Annotated in this window: 16 protein-coding genes; 7 read left to right on the top strand and 9 right to left on the bottom strand. The window is 69.5% G+C overall.

The window, feature by feature from the left end; all coding sequences use genetic code 11:
- Positions 1-73: 73 nt before the first annotated feature.
- Genes nudC through AC2S9W_RS05455 form a run of 3 tightly spaced genes read right to left on the bottom strand, consistent with a single transcriptional unit; the run spans position 74 to position 3,284 of the window.
- Positions 74-946: an NAD(+) diphosphatase gene (nudC, locus tag AC2S9W_RS05465; RefSeq protein ID WP_076073615.1), complete on the bottom strand. Its 873-nt coding sequence runs from the start codon at positions 944-946 to the stop codon at positions 74-76.
- Entirely contained in the window at positions 946-2,232 is a 1,287-nt protein-coding gene (locus AC2S9W_RS05460; RefSeq protein ID WP_076073612.1) for a serine hydrolase domain-containing protein, read from the bottom strand. The genes nudC and AC2S9W_RS05460 overlap by 1 nt, the downstream gene beginning before the upstream one ends.
- Positions 2,229-3,284, bottom strand: a complete 1,056-nt coding sequence (locus AC2S9W_RS05455) for an A/G-specific adenine glycosylase (RefSeq protein WP_442800476.1) — start codon at positions 3,282-3,284, stop codon at positions 2,229-2,231. Before AC2S9W_RS05455 ends, AC2S9W_RS05460 begins: the two co-directional genes overlap by 4 nt.
- A 26-nt stretch (positions 3,285-3,310) precedes the next feature.
- On the opposite strand from AC2S9W_RS05455, the gene AC2S9W_RS05450 reads away from it, so the two are divergent.
- From AC2S9W_RS05450 to smc, 4 genes are all read left to right on the top strand, one after another.
- The gene (locus AC2S9W_RS05450) at positions 3,311-3,877 is read left to right on the top strand and encodes a DUF721 domain-containing protein (RefSeq protein ID WP_486571717.1); all 567 of its coding nucleotides are present in this window, start codon (positions 3,311-3,313) and stop codon (positions 3,875-3,877) included.
- An 18-nt stretch (positions 3,878-3,895) separates the two neighbouring features.
- Complete coding sequence (locus AC2S9W_RS05445; protein ID WP_076073608.1) at positions 3,896-4,621, top strand: DsbA family protein; 726 nt, start codon at positions 3,896-3,898, stop codon at positions 4,619-4,621.
- 34 nt (positions 4,622-4,655) lie between these two features.
- Positions 4,656-5,402, top strand: a complete 747-nt coding sequence (locus tag AC2S9W_RS05440; RefSeq protein WP_067113556.1) for a thioredoxin domain-containing protein — start codon at positions 4,656-4,658, stop codon at positions 5,400-5,402.
- Between the two features lie 150 nt (positions 5,403-5,552).
- Entirely contained in the window at positions 5,553-8,996 is a 3,444-nt protein-coding gene (gene smc / locus AC2S9W_RS05435) for a chromosome segregation protein SMC (protein ID WP_076073606.1), read from the top strand.
- A 9-nt stretch (positions 8,997-9,005) separates the two neighbouring features.
- Here smc and ubiA read toward each other — a convergent pair whose 3' ends face one another.
- From ubiA to AC2S9W_RS05415, 4 genes are all read right to left on the bottom strand, one after another.
- Positions 9,006-9,914 carry a 4-hydroxybenzoate octaprenyltransferase gene (gene ubiA / locus AC2S9W_RS05430; RefSeq protein WP_076073603.1) on the bottom strand — a complete coding sequence of 303 codons (909 nt, stop codon included), beginning with the start codon at positions 9,912-9,914 and terminating at the stop codon, positions 9,006-9,008.
- A 66-nt stretch (positions 9,915-9,980) separates the two neighbouring features.
- Positions 9,981-10,664: a TadE/TadG family type IV pilus assembly protein gene (locus AC2S9W_RS05425; protein ID WP_104959278.1), complete on the bottom strand. Its 684-nt coding sequence runs from the start codon at positions 10,662-10,664 to the stop codon at positions 9,981-9,983.
- Positions 10,661-11,230: a TadE family protein gene (locus tag AC2S9W_RS05420; RefSeq protein ID WP_076073598.1), complete on the bottom strand. Its 570-nt coding sequence runs from the start codon at positions 11,228-11,230 to the stop codon at positions 10,661-10,663. The genes AC2S9W_RS05425 and AC2S9W_RS05420 overlap by 4 nt, the downstream gene beginning before the upstream one ends.
- On the bottom strand, positions 11,227-13,188 hold the full coding sequence (locus AC2S9W_RS05415) for a TadE/TadG family type IV pilus assembly protein (protein ID WP_104959277.1): 1,962 nt from the start codon (positions 13,186-13,188) through the stop codon (positions 11,227-11,229). The genes AC2S9W_RS05420 and AC2S9W_RS05415 overlap by 4 nt, the downstream gene beginning before the upstream one ends.
- Positions 13,189-13,392: 204 nt before the next feature.
- On the opposite strand from AC2S9W_RS05415, the gene AC2S9W_RS05410 reads away from it, so the two are divergent.
- Positions 13,393-14,163, top strand: coding sequence for a 16S rRNA (uracil(1498)-N(3))-methyltransferase (locus AC2S9W_RS05410; protein ID WP_076073595.1), 771 nt, complete (start codon positions 13,393-13,395; stop codon positions 14,161-14,163).
- A 3-nt stretch (positions 14,164-14,166) separates the two neighbouring features.
- Here the strand turns inward: AC2S9W_RS05410 and AC2S9W_RS05405 are convergent, their stop codons facing one another.
- Positions 14,167-16,113, bottom strand: a complete 1,947-nt coding sequence (locus AC2S9W_RS05405; RefSeq protein ID WP_234002543.1) for a CshA/CshB family fibrillar adhesin-related protein — start codon at positions 16,111-16,113, stop codon at positions 14,167-14,169.
- Positions 16,114-16,231: 118 nt separating this feature from the next.
- On the opposite strand from AC2S9W_RS05405, the gene AC2S9W_RS05400 reads away from it, so the two are divergent.
- A complete protein-coding gene (locus AC2S9W_RS05400; protein ID WP_286749978.1) occupies positions 16,232-17,605 on the top strand; it encodes a glutamate--cysteine ligase in 1,374 nt (457 codons plus the stop codon).
- A gap of 128 nt (positions 17,606-17,733) precedes the next feature.
- On the opposite strand, the gene AC2S9W_RS05395 is transcribed toward AC2S9W_RS05400, so the two are convergent.
- Entirely contained in the window at positions 17,734-19,131 is a 1,398-nt protein-coding gene (locus tag AC2S9W_RS05395) for a methyltransferase family protein (protein ID WP_486571716.1), read from the bottom strand.
- Positions 19,132-19,640: 509 nt separating this feature from the next.
- Here AC2S9W_RS05395 and AC2S9W_RS05390 point away from each other — a divergent pair.
- Positions 19,641-20,864, top strand: coding sequence for a M23 family metallopeptidase (locus tag AC2S9W_RS05390; protein WP_486571715.1), 1,224 nt, complete (start codon positions 19,641-19,643; stop codon positions 20,862-20,864).
- Position 20,865 lies beyond the last annotated feature (1 nt).

The following is a 20,865-nucleotide window of genomic DNA, read 5'->3' as shown; positions in this document are numbered from 1 at the left end:
TTGCTTCGCTCCGCTCGCAATGACGAAGGGGGTCAATCCAAAGTCATCAGAGTCTAGCGCCGACGCGCGCTTCCTACGCCGCCCAGTCCTCCAGCAGGTGGCGCGCGATCGCCAGCGGCGGCGGCGCAAGGAAGGGGGCGTCCATGTCGCCCGCCAGCGCCGCGCGCACCTCGGCGCGATCGACCCAGATCGCCGCCTCTATCTCAGTCTCGTCGAGCGTCAGCGCGCTGCCCTCGGCGCGCGCGCGGCATCCGATCATCAGCGACGAAGGGAAAGGCCAGGGCTGGCTCGCCACATAGGCGACGTCCGACACGCGGATTCCCGCTTCCTCGAACAATTCGCGCGCCACCGCCTCCTCGAGCGATTCGCCGGGCTCGACGAATCCCGCGAGCGCCGAGAACATCCCCGGCGCGAACTGCCGCTGGCGCCCGACGAGCACGCGCCCGTCATATTCGGCGAGCATGATCACCACCGGGTCGACGCGCGGAAAATGCTCGGCGCGGCACTGGCCGCAGCGGCGCCCCCAGCCGGCACGGAACAGCTCGGTCGGCGACCCGCAGGTGGCGCAGAACCGATGCCGCGCGTGCCAGTCGACGAGGCTGCGCGCGCCGCCGTAAAGCGCGAGGTCCTGCGCGCTGAGCAGCGGCAGCAGCCGCATCACGGTGCGCGAGCGCGCGTCGATGCGCTGCGCCGGGTGCGGTTCGCGGACGAAATAGGGAATGCCGCGCTCGTCGCGTCCCAGCAGCATCGGCGCGCGTGCGTCGGCGGGGTCGAGCAGTTCCCAGCGCAGGCCCGTGCCATCGTCGCCGGGCACGAAATCGATGCCGTCGAGCGTCAGGCAGCGCGCGCGCGGATCGGCCTTTGCGGCGGCGAAGGCCTCCGGGTCGGTGCGAAGCTGGTCGGCGCGGTCGAGCCACGCCCCGGTGAAGCCGAGCGGCGCCGGCATCAGCGCAGCGCGTCCTTGTAGAAAGCCTCGCCGAACTTCGCCTGAAAGGGCAGCGCCTCGGCCGGCATATATTGGGTGTAGCCGCCGACGCGGTAGCCGCGGGCGCGGTCGACGAAGCCGATCGTCCCCGCCGCGCCGCCCCAGCCATAGACGCCCTCGCCGGTGGGCGAATCGGCGAGCGAGACGCGCCCGCCCGCGCCGAAGCCTTCGCCCTCGATGAACGTGCCCTTGCGGTCGACCGAATCGGTCAGCAGGTTCGACATCGCTAGCCGCGCGGTTTCGGGCTTCATGATCCGCACCCCGCCGGTCTCGCCCTCGCCGAGCAGCATGGCGAGGAAGCGGTCGTAATCGCGCGCGCTCGAAACCAGGCCGCCGCCGCCATAGGGCATCGGCGGCGGATCGAGATAGATCGAGCTGGTCGCCGGATCGACCGGCAGCAGCACCGGCCCCATCGGGAAATAATTGGTCGACAGCCGTCCCACCTCGCTCGCCGGCACCTGGAAGAAGGTGCTGGTCATCCCCAGCGGGTCGAACAGCCGCGCCTTCAGAAAGGCGTCGAACGGCTGGCCCGCCGCCACCTCGATCACCCGCCCCATCAGGTCGAGCCCGACCGAATAGCTCCAGCGCGTGCCGGGTTCGTAGACGAGCGGCAGCTTCGCGAGCCGGTCGGCGAAGGCCGCGAGGCTGGGCGCGGGCGTGATTGGTGGCAGGCCGGGGATCGGCAGGCGGCTGACCTGCCCGCCGACCAGTCCGGCCTCGTTATAGGCGTCGCGCAGCGGCCCCTTCTGGATGATGTTGTAGCCGAGCCCGGCGGTGTGAGTGAGCAGCTGGCGCACCGTGATCGGTCCCTTGGCCGGACGCACGTCGGTGATCGAGCCATCGGGCGTATTCTGCACCGTCATGTTCGCGAAGGCGGGCAATATGTCGGCGATCGGCTGGTCGAGGCCGAGCCGGCCTTCCTCGATCAGCAGCATCGCCGCCATCGCGGTGACCGGCTTGGTCATCGAATAGAGGCGCCACAGCGTGTCGGGACCGACGGGCTTGCTCGAATCCATCGCCTGCCGCCCGGCGCCGAAGCTGACCGCCGCCGCCTGCCCCTTGCCGATACAGGCAAGCGTGCCGGCGAGCTGCCCACGCTCGACGAAGCCCGTGACGAAGGCGTCGGTCGCGGGATAGAGCGCCGCGCCGTCGGCTTTCCATGCAAGGGCGCTGCGCGGCAGCAGCGTCGCCGCGCCGCCGAACGCCAGGCCGCCGAGCAGCGCCCGGCGCGACACCATCATGTTCATCCGTCCTTCTCCCGCATCTGGTCGACGAGCTTGCGATAGAGCGTCGGCAGCCCGGCCTCGTCAAGCGCCGAAAGCGGCCACCATTCGCCTTCCCCTGCGGCAAGCGCGGCTTCGCCGGGCATCAGCGTCAGCCGCAGATCGAAATGCGTGAAGCCATGATCGACCTCGGCGACCCCCGACTCGGCGGGCGGTATCGCGCTCCACTCGCCGCCGGGCAGCGCGCGCATGCCGCCGAGCATCCCCTTGCCCGGCCGGCGGACCAGCCAGATGCGGCCCTTGTCCTCGATCCACCAGGCGATGCCATGGCGCTGCGGCTTCGCCTTCTTCGCGGGCTTGACCGGCAGCCGCTCGATGTCGGCACGGCCGCGCGCGCGGCAATCGGCCATCAGCGGGCAGATCGCGCAGGCGGGGCCGCGCGGCGTGCAGATGCCTGCACCCAGGTCCATCAGCGCCTGCGCGAAATCGCCCGGCCGGTCGGCGGGCACCAGCGGTTCGAGCGCGGTGCGGATGGCGCGCTTGGCGGCGGGCAGCGGGGTCTCGATCAGCCGATGGCGCGTGATCACCCGCTCGATATTGGCGTCGATCACCACCGCGCGCCGTCCGAAGGCGATCGCCGCGACCGACGCCGCCGTATAGTCGCCGATGCCGGGGAGCGCGCGCAGGTCGGCTTCGCTGTCGGGAAATTGCCCGCCGTGCTCGGCGACCACCGCGCGCGCGCAGGCGAGCAGGTTGCGCGCGCGCGCATAATAGCCGAGCCCCGCCCACGCCGCCATGACGTCGGCGTCGGCGGCTGCGGCCAGATCGGCGACCGTCGGCCAGCGCGTGGTGAAGCGCTCGAAATAGCCTGCCACCGCCGCGACCGTCGTCTGCTGGAGCATGACCTCGGCGAGCCAGACGCGATAGGGATCGGGCACCGCGTCGCTTCCCGGCGGCACGCGCCACGGCAGCACCCGCGCCGAGCGGTCGTACCAGCCGAGCAGGCGCGCGGCGAAATCGGCGGGCGCGGCTTCAGTCTTGTCGCGATCGGTTCTGTCGGAAGTCTGGACGCTCACCCCCCGCCTATGGCATGGCGGCGCGCATGGCGAAAGCACAGAGCGGAGAAACGCCCGCCCGAAAGGCGAAGGACGCAAAGGCGAAGAAGACGCCTGCCCGCAGCTACGAACGCCCGCGCGGCGGGGAAGCGCGCGCGATCGCCGACCTCGTCCCCGAAATCGGCCGCACCGCCTTCCGCAAGTTCGGCTTCATCCAGTCGTCGGTCGTCAGCCGCTGGCGCGAGATCGTCGGCGACCGCCTCGCCGACGTCACCCAGCCCGCGATGATCCGCTTTCCCGCCGGGCAGAAGGCGGGGGGCACGCTGCATCTGACGATCAACGGCGCGCACGCCCCGATGCTCCAGCATGTCGCGCCCGACATCATCGGCGCGGTCAACCGCTTCTTCGGCTATGCCGCGATCGCGCGGGTGCGGATGACGCACGGGCAGGTCGCGCCCGCCGCGCCGCCCGTTCAGCCGCCAGCCATGCTGAAGCCCGTACCCGCCGAACTGGGGGACAGCCTGCGCGACATCGGCGACCCGGAACTGCGCACCGTGCTCGAACGCATGGCGGCAGGGCTGGCCGCGCCGCCGAAGCTTCCCCGCATCAGTTGAACGAAGGACCGGCCGCCCATGCCCAGACATATCCCGTCCCTATCGACCCGCCGCCTCGCGATCGGAACACTCGCCGGCGTCGCCCTGACCGCGCTGGTCGCGGCTGCCCCCGCGAAACCGGCCGCTGAGCGCTGGTCGGCGACCATCTCGACCAGCCCGATCGGCGCGCTTCTGGTCGGCAAGCCCGGTGCCAAGGTGAAGCTGGTCGAATATTTCAGCTATACGTGCAGCCATTGCGCCGATTTCGCGAAACAGTCGGCGGTGCTGCTGAAGACGCTCTACATCGACACCGGGCTGGTGCAGTTCGAATATCGCAATCTGGTGCGCGATCCGCTCGATCTGACCGCCGCGCTGCTCGCGCGGTGCGGCGGCGCCAGGGCGTTCGTCGGCAATCATCAGGCGATCATGCTCGCGCAGCCCACTTGGCTCGGCAAGGCGGCGAAAATGACCAAGGAGCAGCTCGCGCCCTGGTATCAGGGCAGCGAAGGCGAACGCACCCGGCGCATCGCCGCCGATACCGGGCTCGACACGCTGATGCGCGGCCGCGGTTACACCAAGGCACAGATCGACGCCTGCCTCGACAGCGACGTCGCGTCGGCCGAGATATTGGGGATGACCAATATCGGCCAGAACGCCGACCGCGTCGCCGCGACCCCGAGCTTCTTCATCAACGGCAAGAATGCGGAGGTCAGCGATTGGCCGAAGCTCAAAACGCGCCTCGACCTCGCGCTCAAGGGCGCTTAAGAACGCCTCGACACGATTTTTCGGAGACCAAAGGATGACCCTTCCCCCGCTGCGCATCGCCCTGCTCTGTTCGCTCGGCGCGCTCGCGCTCGCCGGCTGCGGCGAAAGCAAGACCGACCAGAATCAGGAGCAGGCGGTGATCGCGAAGGTCGCCGCGCCCGCGGGCAAGAGCTGGTCCGACACCGTCACCGTCACCCCCGACGGCGGCTATCTGATGGGCAATCCCGACGCGCCGGTGAAGGTCATCGAATTCGCTTCGCTCACCTGCTCGCACTGCGCCGATTTCTCGGAGGAAAGCCACGAGGAACTGAAGCGCGACTTCATCGACACCGGCCGCGTCAGCCTGGAACTGCGCAACTTCATCCGCGATCCGCTCGACGCATCGGCCGCGGCGATCATCCGCTGCGCGCCGACCGAGCGCTATTTCCCGCTGATGGCGAACGTCTTCGCCTCGCAGGCCGATCTGTTCGCGGGCGCGCAGGCCAATCCCGATGGCGGCGAAAAGGCGATGTCGCTGCCCCCCGCGCAGCGTTTCCCGGCGCTCGCCAAGGCGTGGAAGCTCGACACCTTCTTCCAGTCGCGCGGCATGACCGCCGACCAGGTCAACGCCTGCCTGTCGAACCTTCCCAACATCGAAAAGCTCGAACAGAGCACCAATGCCGCGATGGAGACCTATCGGATCTCGGGCACCCCCAGCTTCATCATCAACGGCCAGCTGGCCGAGGGCATCGCGGCCTGGGGCCCGCTGCGCGACCGGCTGCGCACGATGGGCGTGCGCTGACCGTCGCGCTTCCCGCCCCGCGACCGGCGGCGCGGGCGGAATCGTCCCCCTTGCGACTCCCCCGCCCGCGCGGCATGACGGCGGGCAAGGGGGATATGTGACCCAAGCGTTGCACAGCCTGCGATTCGACCGACTGCACGGGGACCGTCCGTGCAGATAAAGCGGCTGCGCCTGACCGGTTTCAAGAGCTTCGTCGAACCCACCGAGCTGCGCATCGAGCCGGGGCTGACCGGCGTCGTCGGTCCGAACGGCTGCGGCAAGTCGAACCTGCTCGAGGCGATCCGCTGGGTGATGGGCGAATCCAGCCCCAAGTCGATGCGCGGCGGCGGGATGGAGGACGTCATCTTCGCCGGCACCGCGTCGCGCCCGCCGCGCGATTTCGCCGAGGTCGCGATCCATTGCGATACGGGCGGCGCGGTGGTCGCCGGGCTTTCCGACGCGGCCGACGGGCACGAACTGGAGGTGATCCGCCGCATCGAGCGCGGCGCGGGAAGCGCCTATCGCGCCAACGGCCGCGACGTACGCGCCAAGGACGTCGCGCTGATCTTCGCCGATGCCGCGACCGGGGCGCACAGCCCGGCGCTGGTCAGCCAGGGCAAGATCGCGAACGTCATCGCCGCCAAGCCGACCGACCGCCGCGCGATGCTGGAGGAGGCGGCGGGCATCGCCGGCCTTCACGTCCGCCGCAAGGACGCCGAGCAGAAGCTGCGCGCGACCGAAACCAACCTGACCCGCCTGTCGGAGATCGTCGCCGACATGGAGGTGCGCGCGAACGCGCTGCGCCGACAGGCGCGCGCGGCAGAGAAATACCAGCGGCTGAGCGAAGAAATCCGCGTTGCCGAGGCGCGGCTGATCTATGCCCGCTGGCGCGACGCCGCCGCCGCCGCCGATCAGGCGCGCCGCGACGCCGACGCGGCCGAGGCCGCGGTGAAGGCGGCGCAGGACGAACTTGAAGCCGTTTCGAACGCGCAGACAGAGGTCGCCGCGCGCGTCGCCGATGCGCGCGGCGACGCGCAGGCGCAGCGCGATGCGCTTGCCGAAGCGACCGCAACGCAGGTCCGCCTTGCCGGCGAGGAGCGCGCGGCGCGCCAGCGCCTCGACGACCTGGGCACGCAGCAGGCGCGGCTCGCCGAGGATCGCGCGCGCGAGGGCGATCTGGCACGCGACGCCCATGCCGCGCTGACCGCGCTCGACACCGAGGCGAAGCAACTCGCGCAGCAGATCGGCGCGCATGACAATGGCAAGGCGGCGCTCGTCGAGGCGAATCAGGCGGCGCAGGCACGGCTGCGCGATGCCGAGGTGGCGCTGGCACAGGCGCGCGCGCGCGCCGCGAGCGAAGCCGCCGACCGCCGCATCGCGCTCAGCGCGCGCGACGGCGCCGAAACCGCGGTGCGCCGCATCGCGGGCGAACAGCAGCGTCTCGAAGCCGAGATCGCCGCACTCGGCGACAGCGCGGCGCTGGCCCGGACGGTCGAGGAGAGCGCGGCGGCCGCCGAGCAGGCGGAGGCCGCGATCGCCGCAGCCGAAGCCGCGATTGGCGACGCCGAAGCCGACCGCGAGGCGGCGACGGCGGACCTCGCGGCGGTCGAGGCCGCGCTCGCCGAGGCGCGCGCGGCGCTCGCCGCGCTCGAAGGCGAGGCGGCGACGCTCGAACGCGCGCTCGCCGCTGCGCGCAGCGATGCGATGCGCATCCTCGACCGCATCAGGGTCGCGCCGGGCTACGAGGCCGCGCTCGCCGCGGCGCTCGGCGACGATCTCGACGCTGGCACCGACGGCGACGCGGCGCGAAGCTGGCGCGGCGCCGACGCGCGCGCCGACGATCCCGCGCTTCCCGCCGGGACCCGCGCGCTCGCCGATCTCGTCGAGGCGCCCGCCGCGCTGTCGCGCCGTCTCGCGCAGGTCGCGGTCGCCGACGACGATGCGGGCCAGACGCTCGCGGTCGGGCAGCGGCTGGTGACGATGGGCGGGGTGATGCGCCGCTGGGACGGTTTCGTGACGCGCGGCGACGGCGCGACCGCGAGCGAGCGGCTGATGCGCCAGAATCGCCTCGACGCGCTCGCCGCGCAGCGCCCGCAGGTCGAGCTGGGGGTGCAGGAATTGCGCGACCGCCGCGAGGCCGCGGCGGCGACGCTCGCCGCGCGGACCGAGGCGGCCGCGGCCGCCCGCAAGCGGCTCGCCGACGCCGACGAGGCGCGCCGCGCTGCCTTGCGCGCCGCCGACCAGGCGCAGGGCGCGCTCGACCGCCACCACGCCGCCGCCGCGCTGTTCGAACGCCGGCGCGCCGAGATCGCCGGTGCGGCGAAGGACGCCGCCGAACAACTCGCAGCACAGGAAGCCGCGCTCACCGCGCTGCCCGACGAGCGGCTGGCGCGCGCGGCGCTCGATGCCGTGGAGCAGACCGCCGATCGCGCCCGCACCACCGCGACCGACGCGCAAGGCACGCTCGCCGCGCATGAGCGCACCCTCGCCGCGCTGAGCGAGCGGCAGGCGGTGGTCGGCGCCGAGATTCGGAGCTGGAAGGCGCGAGCGGGCGAGGCCGCACGGCGCGTCACCGACATGGACAAGCGCGCCGATGCGCTCGCCGCCGAAGCCGCGAAGCTCGTCGACCTGCCCGAGCGGCTCGCCGCCGACCGCGCCGTTGCCGAGGCGCGGCAGGCCGAACTGCGCGAGAAACTCAACGAGGCCGAGACGCGCGAGCGGGCGGCCGAAGCAGCGCTGCGCGAGGCAGAGGCGGCGCTGACGACGATCCGCGAGCGCGTCGCCGCGGCGCGCGAAACGCGCGCCGGCGCGGTCGCGCGCTCGGAAAACGCCGAACTGCGCCGCGTCGAGATGGGCCGCCTGTCGGGCGAGCGTTTCGAATGCCCGCCGCCGCTGCTGCCGCAAAAGGCCGGTTTCGACAGCGCTGCGGTCGGCGACGCGGCCACCGAGTCGGCGGCGCACGACCGACTGATCGCCGACCGCGAGCGGCTGGGGCCGGTCAACCTCGTCGCCGCCGACGAACTCGCCGAGCTCGACGCCGAGCGCGAGCGGAGCGTCGCCGAGATCGAGGAACTGCAGCAGGCGGTGAACCGGCTGCGCGGCTCGATCGGCAACCTCAACCGCGAAGGCCGCGTCCGCCTGCTCGCGGCGTTCGAGGCGGTGAACGCGCATTTCCAGCGCCTGTTCACGACCCTGTTCAACGGCGGTCAGGCGCATCTCGAACTCGTCGATTCGGACGACCCGCTCGAAGCGGGACTCGAGATCATGGCGCAGCCGCCGGGCAAGCGGCTCGGCACGTTGACGCTGCTGTCGGGGGGCGAGCAGGCGCTGACCGCCGTGGCATTGATCTTCGGCCTTTTCCTCACCAACCCGGCGCCGATCTGCGTTCTCGACGAGGTCGACGCGCCGCTCGACGACGCGAATATCGAGCGCTTCTGCGACCTGCTTGACCGGATGAGCCGCGAGACCGACACGCGCTACCTGATCGTCACCCACAATGCGGTGACGATGGCGCGCATGCACCGGCTGTTCGGGGTAACGATGATCGAACGCGGGGTCAGCCGCCTCGTCTCGGTAGACCTCGGCGGCGCCGAGGAACTGCTCGCGGCCGAATAAGCCGATCGGTCAGGGCGCGCTGCCCACCACCAGCATCGCGGCGAAGACGAGCAGCCCGGCGAAGCGGTTGCTGCGGAACTTGGCGAGCGCGTCGGCGCCGTTCGCGGGGTCGAGCGTCGCCACCTGCCCCGCCAGATGCACCGCCACCGGCACCAGCGCAACGAAGACCAGCGGATCGGGTCGCACGATCCACAGCGCCCCCGCCCACAGCGCGAGCGCGGTCGCATAGCACAGGCCGACGCCGCCGCGCACCTGGTCACCCAGCGCGCGCGCACTCGACTTGACGCCGACCAGCGCATCGTCCTCGATGTCCTGGAGCGCATAGATGGTGTCGTAACCGATCACCCAGGCGATGCATCCGGCATAGAGCAGCGGCAGCGCGAGGCCGTCGCTGCCCCCGGCCGCGATCCAGCCGACGAGCGCCCCCCACGAAAAGACCAGCCCCAGCCACGCCTGCGGCCACCAGGTGATGCGCTTCATGAACGGATAGGCGGCGACGAGCAGCAGGCTCGCCACCGCGACGACCTGCGCGCGCAGCGGCAGTTGCACCAGCACGACCAGCCCGACGAGCGACAGCGCGAGCATCCACAGCGCCGCGCCGCGCACCGAAACCGCGCCGCTCGCGACGGGGCGCGACGCGGTGCGCGCGACCTTCGCGTCGAGGTTGCGGTCGACGATGTCGTTATAGACGCAGCCCGCGCCGCGCATCGCGATCGCGCCGGCGAGCATCCACAGGAACAGCGGCCAGTGATCGCGCGCGCCGCCCGCCAGCGCGATCCCCCACGCGCAGGGCCAATAGAGCAGCCACCAGCCGATCGGCCGGTCGAACCGCGCGAGCAGCGCATAGGGGCGCAACCCCGCGGGCAGGAGCGCCAGGAAGCCGCGAAGCTGGCTGTCGGGAGGAGGGGCGGTGGTCATGCGTGCCGGGGCGATAGCAGAGCGCGCCGACGAGATAAATGCCGGACCGGGCGCGGCGTGCGCCGATCAGCAGGCGGACTTGGTGGCCGCCGGAGAGGGGTTGTAGACGCCGTCGCCGTCCTTCGGCCCATCCAGATCGCGCGGCTCGCGGATATTGAAGGCCGCCGTCGTGGAGATTCGCCGCGCGCCCAGCCACTTGCCATAGAGCAGCGGCTGATAGTCGTAGCTGATCTCGACGAACATCACCGCCGTCCCCGCCGCGGCCGTGACCTCCTTGCCTTTCAGCCCCATGCCCGGAAAACTCGTTCCGGTCTTGCCGGTGCCCTGCGCGCCATAGGCCGAGGACACCGCGAGATCGCCATAGCAGCGCTGCCAGTGAATCCACTGGCCGCCATCCTTGTTGCGTTCGAGGCTCGACAGGATGATCCGCCCGTGCCGCTTGAAATCGAGCGCGTCGGCCTGCTTTTCCGCCCCGATGAACAACTCGTTGATATCGATCTCGCGGATCGGCGGCAGCGACAGATTGCTGCCCGCTGCGATGCGCGAGGCGTTGTCGGCGGTGTTGAGGCCGATCTGGCTGATCCGCGTGTGAGTCAGCGCAAGGTTCGCGATCTCCAGTCCGGCGAATCCCACCAGCACCAGAAAGGGAATGGCGAAGGCCATCTCGATCAGCACCGTGGCGCGAATGTTGCGCGCCAGGCGCCGCGCGGTGATCGCCAGGCGGCGGCAAGGGCGGGAAAGAAGCATCATTTCAGGCAGCTATCCGGTGTAATGTCGCTACCGTTCGCAAAGGGCTGGTTGCGCAGGATCGTGACCGCCGACAGCGTCGAATAGGGGGACTGCCCCAGCATCTTCCACACCGGCAGCACGCGGTCGAAGCGCATCGTCACCGTATAGAGGACGACGTCGTCGGCGCCGCCGTTGCCGGCCTTGCCGCCATCCTCGAAACAATCCTCGGCATCCAGATAGCCGTTCTTGTTCGTATCATAATAGCGCCGAGGGACGTTGAGCTTGCTGAACTCGTCATAGGCGCGCCGCGTGAATTTCACATCGGCGCCCGCGAACACCTGCTGGACCTGCTCCTTGACGCGGGCATCGAGCGCCGATTGGTCGCTGGAATAAAGCTCCAGCGTCGAATCGCGCCCCGCCTTGGCGACGGCGCCTTGCAGGACCTGCTGCGCGTACATCTGCCAGCAGAAATCGAAGATCCCCATCAGGATCAGCAGGAACAGCGGCGCGGTGAGCGCGAATTCGACCAGCGCGACGCCGCGACGGTCGCGGCGAAGCCGGCGGATCAGGGCGCGGCGACGGCTCATTGCGACAGCCTGAGCTTCGAGATCTGGCGGGCGATCGCCTGGAACTGCGCGTTGAGCTGCGCCGCATTGTCGGCCTCGAACGCCTGCCCCGTCGAGGCGCAGCTGTTGAGGTTGCTGTTGCTGCCGACGCCGAACGAGATCACCCAGATCGTCAGGCCCTTGCGCTTCGCGCTTTCGCACAGCTGCCGGAAGCGGTTGTTGTGCCGGTCGATCGCATCATTGTCGCTGGTCGCGCCGATGCGCGGCATCGACCGCTCCTGCCCTTGGTGCGACAGGTTGGCGCGCGGCGTCATCATGTCGCCGTCGGTCATGAACACGATATGCCGGCTGACCGGCCGCCCGTTATAGGGCCCGTTGTCGGCCGCGAACAGCCCGGTCGGAGAGATCAGGCGCGCACCCCACGCCATGCCGGCGTCGTGATAGGTATAGCCCTTGGGTTGCAGCGTCTTGATATATTTATCGAAGTCGTCGTGATCCGCCTTGGTCATCGTCGTCAGGTTCATCGCCGCGACCGGGCAGGCGGCATAGTCGCCGCCCTTGTCGACGAAATTCTGGTAATTGGTCGTCACCCCGGTGCGTTCGGTCACCCGCTCGCGGTCGTAGGTGACGTCGGGCAGGAACATCTTCCATTGCGTCTCGGCATCGCTGGCGGACGGGACCATGTCGATGTCCATGTCATAAGCGTCCGACGGCGCGGACTGGCTCGACCCGAATTGCGTCGTCGCCCGCTCGATGATGCACCCCGCCCAGCTGGTCGTGACCGTCGTCCCCTGATAGCCGGTGTCGGTCTCGATCGTCGATCCGCTCTTCAACGGGCCGGTGTCGAACTTGCGGTCGAAATAGGTGTATTTGCCGTCGAAGACCGTAGTCAGCGTCTCGGTCTTCGTCACCTTGTAGGTGCGCGTGAACGTCCAGCGGAGCCTGTCGATCTTGCAACTCCTGGAACTCCATGTTCCCTTGTAGCTGTAATATTCGTAGGTCCGCTTCGAATCGGATGTGGTGATGCGCGTAGTGCCGTCGACAACCGGATTCGAGACATTCTGATCCTTGCTCTCGATCATCTTGGCCGAGGCGCTGTCGTCCCAGGTCGTGCATTCGTCTCTGGTCTTGTCCGCCGTCCCCGCGCTCTTCCAATCCTCCTGCCCGTTCTTCTTCTTGTCAGAAACGGGATCGGTCGCGGTATAATCGTCGGACACCACCGTCCGGGCGTCGCCCCAGACCTCCTTGGTCACCGGCTTGCGGGACGGGAGCCAGACGGTGTCGGCGAGCCAGTTGGAATTCTTCGCCACCAGAATCTGGCCGACATTGACCGACGAGCTGTAGGGAACGACGCCGAAGCGCAGCCGTCCGTCGCCGATGTCGGCGTTGGTCAGCGTGTCGAAGAAATCGACCGCCGCCTTGCGCAGCGCCTCGATCTTGGTGTCGTCGTCCGAAGAGGAGGCCTTGCGCGCCATCGACCCGGTGACGTCGAGCACCAGCATCACGTCGACGTTCGAGATTTCGAGCTTGGCGGTGCAGTTCACGCCGAGGTCGAACTTGTCCTTGCCGAAAATGTACATGATCGCCGTCGGCAGCTTGACGCTGGCGGTGCCGACGACATCGGCGGCGCTCGTCGACTGCGAGGAAAAGTTCACCGCCTCGCTGCCATAGATGCCGTTCGGAAAGTTGAAGGCGAACATCTTGTTCGCCTCGGCCTTGTGGTCGTCGCCATAGACGCCCGCCGCCATCGCGCGCCGCCCCGCGAGCACGCCGGCGTCGCACGCCTGTTGCAGGCGAAGCTGCGTCATATAGGCGCGGCCGATGTCGACCGCCGACCCGACGATGCCGATCACCGGCACGATCGCGGCCGCGGTCAGCATCAGCGCGTTGCCGCGCTGGTCGCGGATCAGGCGTCCGGCGCCCTGCCGGAGGCGGCACCCAAGACGGCGCCCGATATGTCGGATGTCGGTCCCACCCATGGTCTCAAACCCCTCGATCGACCCGCGTACGCCCCACAGATGCGCGGCGGGTATCCTGCCTCTATCGGAAAACTGCTTACCAAAATGCTAAGCCGCACCGCCCGCATGGCCCGGAAAACCGCGCCTCCTGCCCCGCAACGGGACAGTCCGCGCGCAGGGATGAGCGCGGGTGCGCGCCGCCGCCGCCCATGCTATGGCCCCGCGATGCCCGCGACTCCCGCCTGGCCCCCCGCCAGCACGCCCCGCCTGTTCGTCGACACGCCGCTCGGCCCCGACGCCGCACCGGTCGTCGACGGCGCGGCGGCGCATTATCTGCTGCACGTCATGCGGCTGAAGCCCGGAGACCCGCTGCTGCTGTTCGACAATCGCAGCGGCGAGTGGCTCGCCACGGTCGCCGATGCGGGCAAGCGCGCGCTGACCGTCCGCATCGAGCGCCGGACGCGCGCGATCGAGGCGGTGCCCGACCTCTGGCTGTGCTTCGCGCCGGTCAAGAAGGCGCGGCTCGACTGGATCATCGAGAAGGCGACCGAACTGGGCGTCGCGCGGCTGCAGCCGGTCATCACCGAGCGCACGATCGTCGAGCGCGTCAAGCGCGAGCGGCTGGAGGCGCAGATCGTCGAGGCGTGCGAGCAATGCGGCCGCACCGCGCTGCCGACGCTGGCCGAGCCGGTGAAGCTGCCCGCGCTGCTGCGCGACTGGCCACAGAGCCGCGCGCTGCTGTTCGCCGACGAAGCGGGGGGTTCGCCGTTCGGAACGGTCGATGCGCCCGCGCCCGCCGCAATCCTGACCGGCCCCGAGGGCGGCTTCACCGAGCGCGAGCGCGCCGCGCTGCTCGCCTGCCCCGCCGTCCGCCGTATCGCGCTCGGCCCGCGCATCCTGCGCGCCGAGACCGCCGCCGTCGCCGCGACCGCCCTGTGGATGGCGCAGCACGGCGACTGGGGGGCAGCGGCGGGCGCGGTCTCCCCCGAAGCGTGACGATCAGTCGATGCGGGCGCGAAAGCGGATGGTGAAGCTGGGGCGGCTCGTCGCGCTGGTCGCGTGGCTCATATTGCCCGAGGGCGCGATCCGCAGCCCCCGCACCGCCGGGTCGTAGGTCCCCGTCGGCGTGTAGCTATAGGGTGCGCCGCCGCCCGGCTGGTTCGAATAGCCGACGTTCGACGCGCTGAATCCCAGGCCGCTCGCCGGCGATCCGTTGCTGAAACTGACCGAGCCGGTCTGGAAGGTGACGCCCGGCGGCAGCGGATCGACGAGCACGATCGCATTCGCCCGGTTGCTGTTGCTTCCGGTCCCGATGCTGGTCACGGTGATCGCATATTCGACGATCGCGCCGGGGATCAGCTTGGGATTGGTCGTGCCGTTGACGGGGTCCGAAATCGGCGTCGAGCTTTTCGCGATGACCAGCACGCCGCCGGTCGCGCGCGTGTTGGTGACGATGCAGGTGACGACGTCGCCGAGCTGCGGCGTGATCGTCCCCGGCGCCACACCCGGCAGCACGGTCGAGGAGCCGGCGGCGGCGTTGGTGCAGCCAAGCACCGCATCGTAGCGCGCGAGGTCAGCGGTCCCCGCCGCGATCTCGTCGAGCGTATAGGCGGTGCCGGGGGTCAGCCGCACCATGCCGGTGTCGCCGCCGCCGACCGTGGTGCCGGTGCCGCTGGTGGTCGCGTTCGCCACCGCCACCGCGCCATCGAGAATGCGGACGGTGAACTGGTCGCCGCTGTAGCGCCGCCCTCCGCTGCCCAGCGCCTTGCGGAGGCGCAGGTGCGGATAGGGGGTGTTGGTGAAGGTGCAGGCGATCGCATCGCCGAATTGCAGCGGCGGCAGGGTGAACGATGTCGCGACCACCCCGACGGGCAGCGGCGTCGCCGATCCGCTGTTGCCGTTGGTGCAGCTGATCGTCGAGCGATAGGCGGACAGCGCGCTGGCGCTGCCCGCCGCCATCTCCTCGCTCAGCGTCACCGAAAGGCTGGAGGCGAGGCTGACCGGCATCGCGTTGAACGGGCCGTTGCCGCTGCCGCTCGTCGTCCCCTGCCCCAGCAGCGCGCCGCCGCTCGCCGCGCGGATGCGGAAGAGGAACTGGTCGCTGGCGTCGATTCGCACCCCCGCGATCTGCTTCGACAGCCGGACCGAGGCGAAACGCACCGCAAGCATGATGCCCTGCAGCCCGCCCGAGGTGATCTGGGCGGTGACGGTCGTCGGGCTGTTCGACCCGACGATATAGGCGCCGACCGTCCCGGCGGTGCCGGTGACGGTGACGGTCGAGGTGCCGATGCCCGATCGGGCCGGATAGGTCGTTCCGCTGGTCGGCGGCACCTGGTCGAGCAGCTGCCACGCGCCGCCGTTGGTCGTGAACACTAGAGATTCAGTCTCGTTCGACGATTCGGCGTCGGCGACGACGAAGGAATAGGCAGATGCGGCCGCCCCTGCGGGCGGGGTGATCGCGATGCCTCCGATCGTGACGGTGCGCGTTCCCGATGCCGTCGAATAGAGCACCGGGCGGCCCGGTATCCCGAGGAAGGCCGAGTTGCCGACCGCGGCGCCGGTCCACGACGGCGCGGCGACGGCGGAGAAGGCGCTGCCCGATGTCGGCGTCACGCGCAGGTTGAAGCGCAGGACCGAACCGTCGGTCAGCGTGAAGCTCATATTCTGGCCCGCCGCGCTGCGCGCGGTCGCGTCGCTATATTGGCTGAGGTCGAGCCAGCAATAGGTCTCCCACCCCGCGGGCGCGGTCCCCTGGCTCGTCGCGGGGGCGCAGCTTTGGGCATACGCCGGCGCGGCGGCGAGCAGCAACGCCATCAGCAACGCGAAACAGGCCAGCAGCAGCGGGCGGAAGACGCCGCGCGCGCACGCTCGCATCGACGAGGCGCACGGCGGTGGGCTCGCGGTCCGCCACCCACCGGCCCGCGACGCAATCTGGTCCCTGGTCATGCCCGCGCTTGTGGCAGCGAAAGGTTAATTCGCGGTCAACCTGTCCCCTCCTTTACCCCCTGCGCGGGGCCCGTCCTTTTTGCTGGTGCAAGCCGCGGCGCCTGCCTAAAGCGGCGCGATGAGCACGCGTACGGTTTCAGATCGAAACGATCCCATCATCGAGAGCCGCGACCAGCTCGCGGCGCCCATGATCAAAGGCGAGAAGCCGAAGGACCGCTGGCGAATCGGCACCGAGCACGAGAAATTCGTCTATCGCACCGCCGATCATCGCGCGCCCTCCTATGACGAGCCGGGCGGCATCCGCGACCTGCTGACCGCGCTGACCCGCTATGGCTGGGAACCGGTCGAGGAAGGGGGGAACGTCATCGCCCTGTCGGGCAGTGACGGCGCGATCAGTCTCGAACCGGCGGGGCAGCTCGAACTGTCGGGCGCGCCGCTCGAGAATCTCCACCAGACCTGCGCCGAGACCGGCCGCCACCTGAAGCAGGTGAAGGAGGTCGGCGCCGAACTCGGCCTCGGTTTCCTCGGCCTCGGCATGTGGCCCGACAAGACGCGCGACGAACTGCCGCGCATGCCGAAGGGACGCTATGCGATCATGCTCGACCACATGCCGCGCGTCGGCGGCATGGGGCTCGACATGATGCTGCGCACCTGCACCATCCAGACCAACCTCGACTATGCGAGCGAGGCCGACATGGTGCAGAAATTCCGCGTCTCGCTCGCGCTCCAGCCGCTGGCGACCGCGCTGTTCGCGGCGTCGCCCTTCACCGACGGCCGGCCCAACGGCTATCTGTCCTATCGCAGCCACATCTGGACCGACACCGACCCCGCGCGCACCGGCATGCTGCCCTTCGTGTTCGAGGACGGCTTCGGCTACGACCGCTATGTCGACTATATGCTCGACGTGCCGATGTATTTCGTGTTCCGCGACGGGCGCTACATCGACGCGGCGGGACAGAGCTTCCGCGATTTCCTGAAGGGCCGGCTTCCGGCGCTGCCCGGCGAGCTCCCGCGCCTTTCCGACTGGGCCGACCATCTGTCGACCGCCTTTCCCGAGGTGCGGCTCAAGAGCTTCCTCGAAATGCGCGGCGCCGACGGCGGACCGTGGAATCGCATCTGCGCGCTGCCCGCGCTGTGGGTCGGGCTGCTCTACGACCAGGGCGCGCTCGACGCGGCGTGGGACCTCGTCAAGGACTGGAGCATCGCCGACCAGCAGGCGCTGCGCGACGCGGTGCCGCGCGAGGGGCTGGACGCGGCGGCGCCGGGCGGCGGCACCGTCGGCGACCTCGCGCACCGCGTTCTCGATATCGCGGCGCAGGGGCTGGCAGCGCGCGACGAGGTCAATTCGATGGGCGACAACGAGGTCGGCTTCCTAGAACCGCTGCGACAGATCGCCAAGAGCGGCAAGTCGCCCGCGCACGACCTGCTCGACCGCTACGAAGGCGCATGGGGCCGCGACCTGTCCAGGATTTATGGCGAGTTGAGCTTCTGAATACGATTCTCCCCTCCCGCTTGCGGGAGGGGCAGCGAGACTTGGGAGCTTGCTCCCTAGTCGCAGCGGGGTGGGCAATCACACCGTCGCCAGTCCCTTCCCCCCGCAAGCGGAAGGGAGAATAAGGATCACGCCACCGGCCCCACCCGCGGGTCGGGCTCCAGCCGGATCAGCGGGCGCGCCCGGCCCGTCAGCCGCGTGAACAGGCGCGGCACCAGCGCGTGCCGCTGGGCCCAGTTCCAATAGGCGACATAGGCGGGATCGGCGAGCAGATGCTTTTCCTCTGTCTTGGCGCGCCAGTAATAGACCCCGCTGACCAGCCCGAGGATGACCATGTTGCGCGCGCCTTCGACCCAGCCTCCGGCAGTGACCAGAAAGGGCAGCGAGCCGACCCACCAGCTCAGATTCTTGGACACATAGGCGGGGTGGCGGGTCAGCGCATAGGGACCGTGGGTGATGACGCCGCGATGCGTGAGGTTCGAGAAGCGGATGCCGAACGCCATCGTCGCCCAGGCATAGACCGCGACCAGCGCGACGAGCACGACGCCCCACAGCATCATCAGCGTCTCGTGCCCCTCCAGCCAATAGCCCCAGTCGGACCCGTTCACCGTATAGTCGAGCGGGCCGCCGTTCATCAGGATGAAGGGTGGGTAGCAGACGAGCGCCGCGACCCACGCCATACCATAAGGGTTGGCGGTGCGGATGTGCGAGTCGAGCGGCTTCAGCGTCAGGATATAGCCGACCGTCGCGACATGGACGTCGACCAGATAGAGCAGATTGATCGTCCACAGCGCGATCATGTAGGGATTGGCGAGCGCCTCGCTCACCGGCACGGTGACCAGCGCCGCGAAATTGCCCGGCACGATCGACAGCATGAAGGCGGTGAAGAAGCCCTTCACCGCCCAGGCGCGGAAATGATGGCCGATCGCGCGGCCGTCGACGGGTTGGCCGGGAGCAATCAGCCAGCGGCCGAACTGGTAGCAGCCGTCGCGCGGTTCGACCATGCGGCGGTCGAGCCACAGCATATAGGGCACGGAGACGAGCAGCAGCCACGGCGCTACCCGCTCCAGCAGGTCCATCGCGAAGGCATAATTGCCCTCCCAATAATAGCGCATCGTCGCATAGAAGAGCGCGATCAGCCCCCAGGTCGCCCACAGGCCGGCGATCTTGGTCAGGCTGATGTCGACCGTTTCGCGCCACGGCCGGCGCTGCGACCAGTCGATGCCGGTCGAGGGGTTGCGATGCACCTTGTCGACGAACAGCGACCACAGCACCATCGGGATGCCGCAGGCGAGCACGCTGACGATTGCCGAATTGGGGCCGTCCATCGGGCCGCGCGTACCCCAGTCGATGCCGAACGCGGCCGCGATCTGCGGCGCGTGGCGCGCGATCAGCAGGTAGGAGAATAGTCCGGCGATACCGACGATGCCGACCCCGGCGCTGACCGCCGAACGCGGCCGCGAATCGGCGGCGGGCGCGTCTTCGGCCGCAGCGCCGGTCGCGGGGGAGAGCGGAAGATCGGACATGGCGGTCACGCTTTTCCCATAGGGTCAGGACCCATGGATTGCACGTTCGAGGCGTCGAAATGGCGAAGATATCGGGTTTGGGCGGATGCAGCGGGTAGCATCGCTACCCGCAAGGCCGCGCGGGCCTGAGATCGAAGCCATTTCGGCGTCGCTTCGCGATTTGACCGATTTTGCCCATGGCTTCGTCGGCAAGTCTGGAAATATCGACATATTCCTACGCCTTGCCTCCTCGCCCTGAGCAAAATCGCTTCAAACCTCGAGCGCGCAATCCATGGGTCCTGCCCCTAGCCCGAAATGGTAAGCAAGCCGTCAACGATGCGGGCGAGTCGCGCGCCCTCGCCGCGTCAGAAAGCAACCATTTTGGCCGTTTTCCACCGTTCATCGTGCCATCGGTTCGATTCAGCCCGACTCGCGGCGTGCGGATTCGCGCTGGCGGGGAGTCGCTGGTAAGGCGCCGTTCCAGTCGGGGGCGGAGGGCTCCAAGCAGAACAACAAGACGGGGTCGTGACTTGTCTTCCCAATCGACGGGCCTGCGCCCATGGCGCCAGCGCTGGAATGCGCTGTTTCAGGACCATGAAATCTTCATCCGCACCCACGGCCATGTCCGGTTCGTGCGGGTCAGTGCGGTCTGGCAGAAGCGCGTCGCGCTGATCGCCGCGGCGGTACTGCTCGCCTGGGCGGCGGTCACCGTCGCGATTTTTGTCAACCAGCTTCTTTCCGCCGACGAACGGGCCGAGGTCGCGCGCAAGCAGGCCGCCGCAACTGCCGCCGAGGCGCGCATCGCCCAGTATCGCGACCGTGTCGGCGAAATCGCGGCCGACCTCGACGAGCGCCAGGCGCAACTCGAGGAATGGCAAAAGACCTATTTCGGCGCCGAGGCGCTGCCCGCCGCCGCCGATGACGACAAGACCGGGGCCGCCGCGGACAAGCCGCCCGAAACAAATCCCCTCAAGACGAGCGCGGTCGATCCGCGCCTGCCGCCCGAGGCGCAGGCGCTCGCGCGCATCGAGGCGCGGCAGGAGGTCTTTTCGGCGCGGCTGCTCGCCGCGGTCGGCGCGCGCGCCGCAAAGGCCGAGGGCGCGGTGGCGAAGCTGGGGCTCGACCCCGCGTCGCTGGTCCGCAACGCAGCGGCCGGCCGCGGCGGTCCCTTCATCCCCTTCCGCGGCCGCATCGGCGCTGCGGGCGCGCTGGGCAAGAGTTTCGCGGCGCTCGAAGGCGCGCTGTTCCGCATGGAGGTGCTCGAACGCACGCTCGTCGCCATCCCCTCGGGCCAGCCCGCGCATGTGCTGATGCTCTCGTCGAGCTACGGCTATCGCAGCGATCCCTTCACCGGCGCGAGCGCGATGCATTCGGGGCTCGATTTCCCCGGTCCGCTCGGCACCCCGATCCTCGCCGCGGCGCCGGGCAAGGTGGTGTACGTCGGCCAGCGCGCGGGCTATGGCAATGTCATCGAGGTCGATCACGGCCAGGGGATCATGACCCGCTATGCTCACCTGTCGGGTTTCACGACGCGGGCGGGAGCGCAGGTCGCCGCCGGGCAGCAGATCGCCAAGATGGGCTCGACCGGGCGTTCGACCGGCAGCCACCTGCATTTCGAAGTCCGTCTGAACGGCGTCGCGGTCAACCCGCGCCGGTTCCTGGAGGCCAAAGCCGATGTTCTTGAAGTCAAAGACGACGCCCGACAGCGAGTCGGCGCCCTCGCTTCCGCCACCCCCGGCCGGGGCGCCCGCTAGG

Source organism: Sphingopyxis sp. 550B (genome assembly GCF_057401805.1).
Note: the sequence above shows the minus strand (reverse complement) of the source record. Positions and strands in the feature narration are given on the sequence as shown.

Coding starts and splice junctions, on each gene's coding strand:
- nudC (WP_076073615.1), bottom strand. CDS start 946: ATGCCGGCGCCGCTCGGCTTCACCGGGGCGTGGCTCGACCGCGCCGAC.
- AC2S9W_RS05460 (WP_076073612.1), bottom strand. CDS start 2,232: ATGAACATGATGGTGTCGCGCCGGGCGCTGCTCGGCGGCCTGGCGTTC.
- AC2S9W_RS05450 (WP_486571717.1), top strand. CDS start 3,311: ATGGCGAAAGCACAGAGCGGAGAAACGCCCGCCCGAAAGGCGAAGGAC.
- AC2S9W_RS05445 (WP_076073608.1), top strand. CDS start 3,896: ATGCCCAGACATATCCCGTCCCTATCGACCCGCCGCCTCGCGATCGGA.
- AC2S9W_RS05440 (WP_067113556.1), top strand. CDS start 4,656: ATGACCCTTCCCCCGCTGCGCATCGCCCTGCTCTGTTCGCTCGGCGCG.
- ubiA (WP_076073603.1), bottom strand. CDS start 9,914: ATGACCACCGCCCCTCCTCCCGACAGCCAGCTTCGCGGCTTCCTGGCG.
- AC2S9W_RS05425 (WP_104959278.1), bottom strand. CDS start 10,664: ATGATGCTTCTTTCCCGCCCTTGCCGCCGCCTGGCGATCACCGCGCGG.
- AC2S9W_RS05420 (WP_076073598.1), bottom strand. CDS start 11,230: ATGAGCCGTCGCCGCGCCCTGATCCGCCGGCTTCGCCGCGACCGTCGC.
- AC2S9W_RS05415 (WP_104959277.1), bottom strand. CDS start 13,188: ATGGGTGGGACCGACATCCGACATATCGGGCGCCGTCTTGGGTGCCGC.
- AC2S9W_RS05410 (WP_076073595.1), top strand. CDS start 13,393: ATGCCCGCGACTCCCGCCTGGCCCCCCGCCAGCACGCCCCGCCTGTTC.
- AC2S9W_RS05405 (WP_234002543.1), bottom strand. CDS start 16,113: ATGACCAGGGACCAGATTGCGTCGCGGGCCGGTGGGTGGCGGACCGCG.
- AC2S9W_RS05400 (WP_286749978.1), top strand. CDS start 16,232: ATGAGCACGCGTACGGTTTCAGATCGAAACGATCCCATCATCGAGAGC.
- AC2S9W_RS05395 (WP_486571716.1), bottom strand. CDS start 19,131: ATGTCCGATCTTCCGCTCTCCCCCGCGACCGGCGCTGCGGCCGAAGAC.